12 protein-coding genes are annotated in these 12,524 nt (G+C 32.1%); all 12 read left to right on the forward strand.

Going from position 1 to position 12,524, the window contains the following annotated elements:
- The first annotated feature begins 24 nt into the window (after nucleotides 1-24).
- Nucleotides 25-2,034, forward strand: a complete 2,010-nt coding sequence (locus Q5I67_RS07905; RefSeq protein ID WP_302486954.1) for an outer membrane protein assembly factor — start codon at nucleotides 25-27, stop codon at nucleotides 2,032-2,034.
- 137 nt (nucleotides 2,035-2,171) lie between these two features.
- A complete protein-coding gene (locus Q5I67_RS07910) occupies nucleotides 2,172-2,717 on the forward strand; it encodes an OmpH family outer membrane protein (protein ID WP_302486955.1) in 546 nt (181 codons plus the stop codon).
- Nucleotides 2,718-2,811: 94 nt separating this feature from the next.
- Nucleotides 2,812-3,906, forward strand: coding sequence for a hypothetical protein (locus Q5I67_RS07915; protein WP_302486956.1), 1,095 nt, complete (start codon nucleotides 2,812-2,814; stop codon nucleotides 3,904-3,906).
- Nucleotides 3,907-3,934: 28 nt separating this feature from the next.
- Nucleotides 3,935-4,417, forward strand: a complete 483-nt coding sequence (locus tag Q5I67_RS07920; protein WP_302486957.1) for an OmpH family outer membrane protein — start codon at nucleotides 3,935-3,937, stop codon at nucleotides 4,415-4,417.
- A gap of 14 nt (nucleotides 4,418-4,431) precedes the next feature.
- A complete protein-coding gene (lpxD, locus tag Q5I67_RS07925; RefSeq protein ID WP_296896428.1) occupies nucleotides 4,432-5,463 on the forward strand; it encodes a UDP-3-O-(3-hydroxymyristoyl)glucosamine N-acyltransferase in 1,032 nt (343 codons plus the stop codon).
- Nucleotides 5,464-5,597: 134 nt separating this feature from the next.
- Nucleotides 5,598-6,488, forward strand: a complete 891-nt coding sequence (locus Q5I67_RS07930) for a lysophospholipid acyltransferase family protein (RefSeq protein ID WP_296896430.1) — start codon at nucleotides 5,598-5,600, stop codon at nucleotides 6,486-6,488.
- 49 nt (nucleotides 6,489-6,537) lie between these two features.
- On the forward strand, nucleotides 6,538-7,365 hold the full coding sequence (lpxC, locus tag Q5I67_RS07935; RefSeq protein WP_296896432.1) for a UDP-3-O-acyl-N-acetylglucosamine deacetylase: 828 nt from the start codon (nucleotides 6,538-6,540) through the stop codon (nucleotides 7,363-7,365).
- Between the two features lie 19 nt (nucleotides 7,366-7,384).
- On the forward strand, nucleotides 7,385-7,825 hold the full coding sequence (gene fabZ, locus Q5I67_RS07940) for a 3-hydroxyacyl-ACP dehydratase FabZ (RefSeq protein ID WP_008539755.1): 441 nt from the start codon (nucleotides 7,385-7,387) through the stop codon (nucleotides 7,823-7,825).
- 93 nt (nucleotides 7,826-7,918) lie between these two features.
- Nucleotides 7,919-8,722, forward strand: coding sequence for an acyl-ACP--UDP-N-acetylglucosamine O-acyltransferase (lpxA, locus tag Q5I67_RS07945; RefSeq protein ID WP_302486958.1), 804 nt, complete (start codon nucleotides 7,919-7,921; stop codon nucleotides 8,720-8,722).
- A gap of 15 nt (nucleotides 8,723-8,737) precedes the next feature.
- The gene (locus Q5I67_RS07950) at nucleotides 8,738-9,544 is read left to right on the forward strand and encodes an LpxI family protein (RefSeq protein WP_296922975.1); all 807 of its coding nucleotides are present in this window, start codon (nucleotides 8,738-8,740) and stop codon (nucleotides 9,542-9,544) included.
- A 77-nt stretch (nucleotides 9,545-9,621) separates the two neighbouring features.
- Complete coding sequence (lpxB, locus tag Q5I67_RS07955; protein WP_302486959.1) at nucleotides 9,622-10,776, forward strand: lipid-A-disaccharide synthase; 1,155 nt, start codon at nucleotides 9,622-9,624, stop codon at nucleotides 10,774-10,776.
- 5 nt (nucleotides 10,777-10,781) lie between these two features.
- Nucleotides 10,782-12,515, forward strand: coding sequence for an ABC transporter ATP-binding protein (locus Q5I67_RS07960; protein ID WP_302486960.1), 1,734 nt, complete (start codon nucleotides 10,782-10,784; stop codon nucleotides 12,513-12,515).
- Nucleotides 12,516-12,524 lie beyond the last annotated feature (9 nt).

The raw sequence follows: 12,524 nt of genomic DNA on the forward strand, positions 1-12,524 counted from the left end.
TCTCAATTTAAGGAGGTTGTTTGTTTGAAACAGAAAAATTATAAATTATTAGTCTGTGCATTAGCTATGGCTAATATTAGTGCTTTTAGTATAAATAATTGTTTTGCAAATGTTGCAGATAATAATGTAAAAGAAAATATTGTATCAGCAGAAAATTTGACTCAAGATGAAGTAGAAGCAAAAGTTGATGAAACTATGCAAGATGTATCTGAAGGAACTAGTGCTGTAGATACAAACAAGGACATTGTCGTTAGCAAGGAAAAATCTAAAGAAAGTAAAATAGATAAAGTCCAAGACCAAGCAGCTATTGATAAGATGAATGCTTGGAAAGAGCAAAGACCAACAGAAGAAACTATTAAAAATAATAGTGCCTATACAGATATGACAGTAGTTAGCGTAGATGTGGTAGGCAATGAAAAAATAGCTAAAGATGATATATTAAAAGTATTAACTGTTAAAGCTGGAGATAAATTTAATGTAAAAAATATTGAACAAGATAGAGATAGCATATACAATACAGGTTATTTTTATGATAACTATCCTTCTTATGAAGTTGTCCCTGAAGGTGTAAAAATAACTTATCATGTAATGGAAAATCCTGTATTGAGTTCTGTAGAAATCTTGGGAAATCAAGTGTATTCCACAGATAAAATTGAAAATATGTTAACTGTAAAGAAAGGCGAAATTTTGAATATTCGTCAATTAAATACAGATTTAGCAAATATTGAGGCAAGTTATCGTCAAGATGGATATATTTTAGCAAAATTAAGAGATATTTCCATTGATGAAAGTGGTAATTTAACTTTAATCTTTAATGAAGGTATTCTCGAAGGTTATGTAGTAAAGGGTAATGATAAGACAAAGGATTATGTTATTACTCGTGAAATGCGTATAAAACCAGGTGAAGTTTTTGATGCTAAAAAAGCTCGTCGCAGTATGCAACGTGTATATAATTTAGGATTTTTTGATGATGTTAGTGTAAAAATTTTACCAGGACAGCAAGATCCTAATAATATCATTATGGAATTAACTGTTATAGAAAAACGTACAGGTTCTTTTGGTATCGGTGCTGGTTATAGCAGTGAAGATGGACTTTTAGGTATGGTAAGTATCGGTGATACTAACTTTAGAGGTACAGGTGATTCTATTAAAGCCATGTACGAATTTGGTGGCGATGATGGAGATGATAGTGGATATAGCATCTCTTATACAAAGCCATGGCTTGATGAAAAAGAAACTACAGGAACATTTCGTATATATGATCGTAAGTTTGAATATGATGATTATAATAATGATGGTAATCTTATTGAAACTTATGATAAGAAAAATCAAGGTTATGAATTGAATTTTGGCCGTCCAATCGACGAATATACAATGAATTATTTAGGTTTTAAAATAAATAATACAGATTATCGCGGTCATGAAGATGGTCCATATAATCGAGATACACCTCAATATAAAGATTGGAGAGATAATAATTTTGGGGAAACTAGAAGTATTATAGCTTCACAAATTCGTGATACAAGAGATAATATTTTCTATCCAACAGAAGGTACGAGAACAAGTTTATCTCTAGAATACGCTGGTTTAGGTGGAGATTTTGATTATACTAAACTTACAGGCAGTGTACAGAGATATTATAAAGTGGGCCATGCCCAAGTTATAGCATTACGTGGTAGTGCAGGATATGCTAATGAAGATTTACCTGAAGCTGCTTTGTTTGAAGTTGGTGGTCAAAATTCTGTTCGTGGTTATCGTGATGGACAATTTTCTGGTAATAAAATGTTGATGGGTACAATGGAATATCGTTTCCCATTGATGAATAAAGTTCAAGGTGCTTTATTTACTGATATAGGTGATGCTTGGGGTGGTAAATCATGGGGCCCATGGAGTTCTATTGAAGATGATTTAACATTACATGCTAGTGCAGGTATAGGTTTACAAGTACAATCACCAATTGGAGCAGTTCGTCTAGATTATGGTTGGGGCGAAGATGGAGGAAGACTTCACTTTAATGTAGGTGGAAACTTCTAATTTATATTTAACGTGTTTGATTTTTAACTGCAGGATTTTCCTGCAGTTAATTCTATTCTTGAATAAGATTTTTTAGTTTGTTATAATTAAAGTGTTTTAACTAAGAGGCAAAAGCCTTATAAAGGGAGAAGATAAAATTGATTAATTTTGAAAAGAAACAAGTAAAAATCATTAGTATTATCATCGCAGCAGTATTTGTATTTAGTATTGTTGCTTTAGGAGTATCACAATATCAATCTGGTATGGCAGGAGCATCTTCTTCTAATGTTGGTATTGTAGATTATTCAAAACTTATTGCAGAACATCCAGGAATGCAACCAGCTCGTGAAAAATATGAAGCAGCTGCAAAACAAATTCAAGAAGATTTTCAAAATCAAGCAGCTAATATGACACCAGAACAACAACAACAATTTATAGAACAAAAACAAAAAGAAATGCAAGATAAACAAAAAGAACTTATAGATCCTATTCGCAATAGTATTGAAGAACAAGTAAAAGCAGTAGCTGATGCTAGAGGTATTAATGTTGTATTAGATAAAAACAATGTATTATATGGTGGACAAGATATTACACAAGATGTTTTGACAAAAATTCAAGCTCAAGGCGATGTAACTACACAAGATAATGCAGATACAACATCTTCTGAAGCTACAGATACAGCTGCTTCTTCTGGACAAAATTAATTTTTATGTTTTGCAGATAAAATACCGAGCAAGTGTATTAGTGCTCGGTATTTTAATAATCTAAGTAATTTTTAGATATATGGGAGGTGGCTTTATGGCAGATGAACAAAAAGATGATAATAATATACAACAAAGAAAAGATAAAGATAAAACCAAGAAAAAGATATCTGTTATCGTTGGAATTATTTGTGTATTGTTGTGTATTATAGGTGGTGTATATATCTGGCATAAACATATGCAAAAGCCTCCTGTGCAATTAGATGTTAATTCAGCTGTAGCCACAGTAGATATAGATAAATTAATTACTAAGCATAGTGATTATGCTAAATTGGAGAAATTACAAGCTGAAAAAATATTAATATTGATAAAGTTAAAATCATATACATTAAATACAGAAGAACTACAGCCACCAGAAGTAAATCCAGCTGCTCAGGTATTTGAACAAGTTGTAGATGAACAAAATAATTTACAGGAAATAAAGGCTAAGCAGCAATTAAAAGAAGAAACAATAAATAAAGAAAATGAAATACGACAAAAATTAGCTGATGATAAAAATAAAGCTATAGCATCAATAACAGATAAATATACAAATGCTATTTTTAATTGCACTATAAAATTAGATAATGCTAAGAATTTAAAACTAACTGAAGATGAGAAAGATAAAATTCTAGATACCTTAGAGCAATTAAAAAAAGAACGAGGAGAATTAGTTTTTTCTATTGAGCAACAATATAATTTAAAAGTTGCAAATGAGTTAATGGAGTGGAGAAAACAAAGAGAAGCACAATTAGGCATAAATGTACAACAGATACATCAAATGGATGTGCAAAATTCTTTAGAAAGACAACAAGCAGAACAACAAAGGGATGCACAATACCTTCAAGATAGACTGCAAATGCTTCAAGCTAGAAAAAAAGATAGTGAACGATTAATAATATTATTGCATACAAAAGAAAATGAAATAAATTTATTAAAAAGAAGCATGCTTAAAGATATAGCTAGTAAAGCGATGAAAATAGCCATTCAAAAACATTTGAAATTGGTTATTGCTGATGTTCCAGCTAATTTAGATTTTTTTGGTAATATAAAAATAGATAGTTTTGATAATACTGTTTTAAATGGTATGGTTGTAGGGGTTGATTCAATTGATATTACAGACGATGTAATATCTGAATTAACTAATGAATAAATGCAAAAGTAAGATGTTATAATAGTATATGGAAGGACGATACGGTACAATGAAAATAAAATTAATGTTAGTAATAGCACTTATTTCTTTGATGAGTGTATTTATGTCAGGTTGTGGAAATGAAACTAAATTAGGCTATTTAGATGCTGAACGCGTGATGAATGAAGCACCACAGATAAAAACAATTAGAGACAATATTGATGCTAAAAATAAAGAAATTGAAGCAAAAGAAACTGATTTAATGAATAAAAAATCAACTATGTCAGATGAAGATTTCAAAAAAGCTCAAATGGATATTCAGCGTCAATATCAAGGCTTAGATATGCAATATAAATCTCAGGTAAAAAATACAATGGACAAGGTGCTCGCAGAAGTATCAACTGAAAAAGAATTATCTGCTGTAGTGCCAAAAACATTAGTGCGTTCAAATGGTATGCAAGTTCAAAAACAAGAGTTTGTAGTTCAAGGTGGAATTGATATTACAGACGAAGTAATTCAGAAGTTGCAATAAAAAGGGGTAATATTATGAAAAGAACACTAGCAGATATAGCAAAATTAATAAATGGCAAACTTTGTGGGGATTATGATGAACAATTAGTTATCACAGGAGCAACAGGAATAGCTTTAGCTGGACCTAGTGAAATAACTTTTGCCGTAGATCCACATTTAGAAGAAGCTATTGCATGTAATGCAGCTGCTGTAATTATACAAGATGATGTGAATGGTTTTTCTAAGACTTGTATAAAAGTAAAAAATCCTCGTGAAGCATTCAATATTTTATTAAATATTTTTAAACCAGAATTAAAAGTTGCTAAAATTATTAGTGCTAAAGCTCATATTGGTGAAAACGTAAAAATTGGTGAGAATGTAGCTATAATGGATTTTGCTTATATTGATGATAATGCAACTATTGGAGATAATGTAGAAATTTATCCAAATGTGTATATTGGTCAATATGCTAGTGTTGATGATAATACAGTACTTCATGCAGGTGTTAGTATTCGTGAATATTGCAAAGTAGGAAAAAATGTAATTATTCATGATAATACTGTAATTGGAGCTGATGGATTTGGCTTCATTACTAAAAATGGACAGCATACAAAAGTGCCACAAGTTGGCAATGTAGTTATTGAAGATGATGTAGAAATTGGCTGTAATGCAGGAATTGATAGAGCAACAACTGGTTCAACAGTGATAGGTAAGGGAACGAAAGTAGATAATCTTGTTCATATTGGACACAATTGTGTATTGGGTGAAAATTGTTTAGTAGTAGCTCAAACAGGTCTTGCAGGTTCAACAATAGTTGGGCATAATGTTACTTTTGCAGGTCAAGTTGGCTCTAAAGGTCATATAAAAGTAGGTAGTAATTCTGTGATGGCAGCACGTACAGGATTAATTGCAGATGTACCTGAAAATTCTTTTTATGCAGGTTTTCCTGCTCGTCCTCATCAAGAATGGCTCAGAATTAAAGCAAATGAAGGACGTTTGCCAGATATGATGAAAAAATTAAAATTAATGGAAAAGCGTTTAAAAGCGTTAGAAGAAAACAAGAATTAATTTATGAATTATTAAAAGTAGCCAAGCTCTAATGCTTAGCTACTTTTTTTGTAGATTTTATAAAAATTTAAAGAATATAAATTAGTATTATAAGATTGTGAAGGTATAGAAATTATAAAAGAAAGGATTTTTGAATGTTATATAATATATTAGTATTTTTGAGTAATGTCTGTTGTTTATTACCAGATGGTGTAGCAAGATTTATAGGTAAGATTTTAGGTGAATTAACATGGATTGTAGTTCCTAAAAAAAGAAAACAAATGGCAATACATAATATTGAGCGTTGTCTAAAAGTATCAAATAATGAAGCTAAAAGAATTGCCAAGAAAAGTTGGACTAGATTTGGAACGATGATCATGGAAGTATTGCGATTTAAAATTATATGTAAAAATATTGATAAATATGTGACTGTGATTGGAGAAGAAAATATAAAAAAAGCCATCACCTGTGGAAATGGCGGTGTTATCGCTACTGCACATAGTGGTAATTGGGAAATCATAGGGGCAGCACTTACTCATAGAGGTATGAAAATAGCAGGAGTAGCTCAACATCAACGTAATGAAGGTGTAAATAATTTTATAAATTATTGTCGAGCTTTTACTGGTATGCACATAACAGATAAATTGGATATCAAAGAAATGATGAAGATGCTTGGGCAAAAATATTTTATTGGCTTAATCATGGACCAAGATGGCGGCTCTACAGGTATAATGATGCCTTTTTTAGGATATGAAGCTTCTTGTGTACAAGGGCCAGCCGTTATGAGTAGATTTAAATCAGCACCTATATTGCCAGCATTTATTACAGAAGATAAAGATAAACCAGGGCATCATATATTGACTATATCTGAGCCTGTTTTTACAGCTAAAACAAAAGATAAACAAAAAGATATATATGATATGATGGCATATTTGACAAGTTTAGTAGAACAGCATATAAGAGACTATCCCGAAGAATGGTTTTGGTTACATAATAGATGGAAATATGCTGAAAAAAAGAAAAAAGAGGCAAATAACTTGCAGTAAATAGAGTTGTCTTGTAAAATAATTATATATAATTTTTAGGAGGACGACGATGACAAAGCAAAAAACAATTGCGGTAGATGTTTCATATACTGGAATTGGCCTGCATTCAGGTACAGAAGTTAATATGAGATTGCGTCCTGCTCCAGTAGATACAGGGATTGTATTTATTAGAACGGATTTACCAGAAAAAACACAGATAAAAGCAATAGCAAGTAATGTGACATCTACGTTAAGAGCAACGACAATTAGCAATGGCGATGTTAAGATTTTTACAATCGAACATTTGATGTCAGCATTATTTGCTAGTAATATAGATAACTGTTATATTGAAATTGATAGTGAAGAGCCACCAGTGACGGATGGTTCAGCAAATGTTTTTTTAGAATTACTGGAAAAAGCAGGTACAAAAGAACAAGATAAAGAAGCAAATATATTGGAGATTGATAAAGTATATCGCATAGATGATAAGGAACGTTTTATAATGGTAGTTCCTTATGATGGGTTCCGTGTGAGCTTTACATCATTAAATCCACATCCATTGATTGGTACACAATATCAAGATTTTGAATTTACCACTAAAGAACATTATAAACAAGAGATTGCTACAGCACGAACTATTGCTTATGAAAAAGAAGTAGAAGCCTTACGCAAAATGGGTTTAGGTCTAGGTGGAAATTTAGATAATGTAATTGTCTATAATGATGAAGGCTGGATGAATAAACTTCGTTTTCCAGATGAATTAGTTCGTCATAAAATTTTAGATGCTATTGGTGATTTGAGATTAGCAGGTAGAATAAAAGGTCATGTAATCGCTGTAAAATCAGGTCATGAATTAAATACAAAGTTAGCAAAAAAAATTCTTGCAGACTTTATTTAAGCAGAAGAGAGGTTATACTATGAGAATTGATATTCCTGAAATTGAAAAAGTTTTACCACATCGTCCCCCATTTTTATTGATTGATCGTATTATTGAATTAGAACCTATGAAATATGCAGTAGGTATAAAAAATATTTCTATAAATGAAGACCAATTTAGAGGACATTTTCCAGGTCATCCAATTATGCCAGGCGTGTTAATTTTAGAAGCAATGGCTCAAGTTGGTGGTTTTGCTTTATTATATCCAGCAGAAAACCGCGGTAAATTAGCTTATTTTGGCGGTATGGATAATGTTAAATTTAAAAAACCAGTAGTTCCTGGTGATCAGCTTATTATGAAATCTGAAATTGTGAAAATTCGTGGCGATTTTGGTAAAGTTCATTGTGAAGGTTTTGTTGATGATAAATTAGTAGCTCAAGGTGACTTTACTTTTGCTTTACAAAAACCAGAAAACTTATAAAATGATTAATTAAGGTGTAAAGAGCCAATTAATTGGCTCTTTTACTATGATGGAATTTCACCAAAAGGTGTAGTTTTTAAGGAGTGAATATAAATGGAGGCAGAAAGCAAAATACATCCATTAGCAATAGTTCATGAAAATGCCAAAATCGGGAAAAATGTAGAAATTGGTCCATTTGCGGTTATTGGAGAAAATGTAGAAATTGGTGACGGAACAAAAGTTGAACCGCATGCTGTGATTACAGGTTGGACTAAAATTGGTAAAGACTGCGTGATTTTTCCAGGTGCATCAATTGGTGCTGAACCACAGGATTTAAAATTTGTGGGTGAAAAATCATATGTGTATATTGGCGATAGGACTAAAGTTCGTGAATATGCTACAATTCATAGAGCTTGTGGAGCTGAGGAAGAAACACGTATTGGCAATGATTGTTTACTTATGGCATATACACATGTAGCTCATAATTGTATTGTAGGCAATAATGTTATTATGGCTAATAATGCATCAATAGCAGGTCATGTTATCGTAGAAGATAGAGCTGTTTTAGGTGGTTTTGCCGGTGTTCACCAATTTGTAAAAATCGGTAGAAATGCAATGGTAGGAGGCTTTTCTAAATTAGTACAAGATGTGGTGCCATATACTATTGTAGATGGTAGACCTGCAAATGTTTGTGGGCTAAACAGTGTAGGTATAGCACGTGCAGGTATTTCACCAACATCAAGAAGAGCTATTAAACAAGCATATAAGATTTTATATCGTTCAGGATTGAAATTAGCACAGGCGATATCTGTAATTGAGCAAGAAGTAGAATCTTGTACTGAAGTAGAACATTTTTTACGCTTTTTAAGAAATGCTGATCGTGGTATTTGTAGAGAAAACCATGAAGGTAGCAATTAAAGTGAGGATTTTAAGATGAAATCAATAGGTTTATTATCTGGTATAGGAAGATTACCAGTCGAAGTAGCTAAAGCAGCAAGAGCTATGGGCATAGATGTTTATGCTGTAGGTTTAGTTGATGGTGTAGAAGAAGATTTAAAAGATGTAGCAACAGATTTTAAATCTATAAATGTAGCTCAATTGGGCAGTATAATAGATTATTTAAAAGGCAAAGAAGTAACAGATGTAGTGATGATTGGTAAAGTCACAAAAGAAATTTTATTTTCAGGACAGCATGCAATACCTGATGCTAGAATGATGGCGTTATTATCTTCATTAAAAGATAGAAGCGATGATACAATGATGTTAGCATTCGTAGCTGAGCTTGCTAAAGAAGGTATTACAACATTTGATCAGACAATGCTCTTGAAAATGATTATGCCTAAAAAAGGTGTATTGACTAAACGTCAGCCTACAGAGAGAGAAAGTCTAGATATGGAATTCGGTTTTAAAATGGCAAAAGCTCTTGGTGGCTTAGATATTGGTCAAACAGTAGTTGTTAAAGATAGAGCAGTAATGGCTTTAGAAGCTATTGAGGGAACAGATGCATGTATTTTACGTGGCGGAAAACTCGCTTGCGGGAATGCAGTTGTAGCAAAAGTGGCAAAACCAGCTCAAGATAATCGTTTTGATATGCCAGCTGTTGGTGTAAAAACAATTGAATCTATGATAGAAGTAAAAGCTTCTGGTTTAGTAATTGAAGCAGGTCGTACTCTGATTGTAGATAGAGAAAAAGTTTTATCATTAGCTGATGAAAATGCTATAACTATTGTGGCAATGTAGTATTTTAAGACGCGGCGATACAGTATAAAAATAGTATCATCGCGTCTTTTTCTGCTTGATAAAGGCTGGAGGATTGTATGTATAAAATTATGTTTTCAGCAGGGGAAACTTCTGGTGATATGCATGGTGCAAACTTAGCTAAAGCATTAAAAAATCTATATGCAGATATTGAAATGTTTGGTTTTGGTGGGCCCCAGATGGAACAAGCTGGAGTGAAGCTTTGTAAAAACATGTTAGATTATAGTGTAATGGGTTTTTGGGAAGTATTGATTAATTTACGCAAAATGTTTAAGTTAAAAGATGCTTTAGTAGAGGAAATGAAAAGACAAAAACCTGACATATTAGTTTTGATTGATTATCCAGATTTTAATTGGCGTCTTGCTAGAGAAGCTAAAAAATTGAATATACCTGTTTTTTCGTATATACCACCTTCAGCTTGGGCTTGGCGTAAAGGCAGAGCCAAAGATGTGGCTAAAATTGCTGATAAGATAGTGGCAATTTTTCCCTTTGAATTAGATGTATATAAACAAGCAGGGGCAGATATCTCCTTTGTGGGAAATCCTTTAATGGATAATGTAAAAGCATCTATGAGTAAACAAGAAGCAGCTAAATTTTTTGATATAAATTTGAATGATGATAATATTTTATTATTGCCAGGAAGTAGAAAACAAGAAATTGCTAATTTATTAGAACCGATGCTTGATGCAGCTAAACTTATTGTTAAAGAACGAAAAAAGGCCAGGTTTTTCTTGCCTGTGGCAACGGGTATAGATAAAGTTTATTTGCAAGAAGAAATTGCAAAACATAAATTAAATATAAAATTATGTGAAGAAAAAACATATGATTTGATGAATTGTTGTGATTTTGCAATTGCTACTTCGGGAACAGTTACATTAGAGGCTGCACTTATGGGATTGCCATCAATCGTTTTATATAAAATGTCTGCAATTACTTATCGTATAGCTAAAATATTTGTAAAAATAAAATATTTTAGTTTGCCTAATATTTTAGTTGATAGGCAGGTTTTACCTGAATTATTGCAAGATGAAGTCAATGGTGAAAATATTGCTAAGTTTGCAAGACAATTTTATAAAGATACAGCTAGTGCTAAAAAGGTAAAAGAAGATTTGTTGATGGTAAAAGCAAAATTAGGTTCACCTGGAGTAGCTGATAAAACAGCTGAATTAATATTACAGACAGTTGATAAATTTAAAGATAAGATTAAGGAATAAATGATATGAATGATTATAAAAGACTGATTTTATTTATAAAACCATATTGGAAAAGGCTTTTATTAGCTATTGTTTGTATCATAATGTCAGCAGCAGCAAATTTATATGTACCTTGGATTATAAAAGATATGATAGATAAGGTACTTATGGAAAGAGATATGGTACTATTAAATTTAATAGCAGTAGGCATAGTTGTAGTATTCTTCTTTAGAGGGATATTCTTCTATGGTCAGTCGTATTTAGTATCATATATAGCACAAAGAGTAATTATTGATGTGCGTGAAAAACTTTATGTGAAATTTCAACAGTTGCAGTTAGCATATTATGAAAAGAAACAGACAGGTACAATAATGAGTTATATAACTAATGACGTAGCAGCACTTCAGGCAGCATTAGTGGATAGCTTGATTGAATTAGTAACAGAATCATCAATTTTAATCGGTTCTTTAGTAATGATGTTTTATTTAGATTGGAAATTGAGTTTAGTTACTTTGGTAGTTGTACCATTGATTGGACAAGCCATGAAAATTTTTGGTAGAAAATTAAAGAGAAGCGGATCGCTTATCCAAGAACGTACAGCAGAAATCACATCTTTATTACAAGAATCTATTTCAGGTGTGCGTGTAGTAAAATCCTTTGCTAGGGAAGAATATGAAATAGAAAGATTTCAAAAGCAAAATGATTTAAACTTTAAAGCAAATATGAAAAGTGTTCAATTGAGTTCATTATTGACACCAACAGTTGAATTTTTAGCAGCAGTTATCGTGACTGTAATTTTATGGTTTGGTGGATATCAAGTAGTTAATGGTGCATTGACAGCAGGGGCACTTATCGCCTTTTTGACTTATGCTGTAAACTTAGCTAATCCAGTAAAGCGTATAAGTAGAGTATACGGTACTATCAATAAAGCAATGGCTGCAGCAGAACGTGTATTTAATGTTTTAGATACACAAGAAGAATTGAAAGATAAGCCTGATGCGAAAGAACTTCCTAAGATTAGTGGTAAAGTAGAATTTAATCATGTTAGCTTTGGCTATAAAGATGGTATAACTATTTTACATGATTTATCTTTAACGGCTAATCCAGGTCAAGTGATTGCTTTTGTCGGTCCTAGTGGAGCTGGGAAATCAACTATTGCCAATTTAATTCCTAGATTTTACGATGTAACGAAAGGCTCTATCACTATTGATGATATAGATATTCGTGATGTAACCATAAAATCTTTGCGTGAGCAAATTGGCGTAGTACCGCAAGAAACTATGTTGTTTAGTGGTACAATTAAAGAAAATATTCGCTATGGACGATTAGATGCAACAGATGAAGAAATCATTGCAGCGGCAAAAGCGGCTAATGCACATAATTTTATTATGAATTTAGTTGATGGTTATGATACGAAAATCGGTGAACGTGGTATAACTCTATCAGGTGGTCAGCGTCAACGCATGGCAATAGCTAGAGCCATTTTGAAAAATCCGCGAATTTTGATTTTAGATGAAGCAACGTCAGCACTTGATACTGAAAGTGAAGAAATCGTTCAAGAAGCATTGGATAAATTGATGGTAGGTCGAACATCATTTGTTATAGCACATCGTTTGTCCACGATTGTACATGCAGATAAAATAATTGTTTTAGATAATGGTCGTGTACAAGAAATGGGCACTCATCAAGAACTTATGCAGACAGGTGGTTTATATAGTCATTTGTATAACATACAATTTAGTAATAAGAAAGTAAAATAGGTGGAATAT

The organism is uncultured Megamonas sp. (assembly GCF_958438645.1).
Classification (GTDB): domain Bacteria; phylum Bacillota; class Negativicutes; order Selenomonadales; family Selenomonadaceae; genus Megamonas.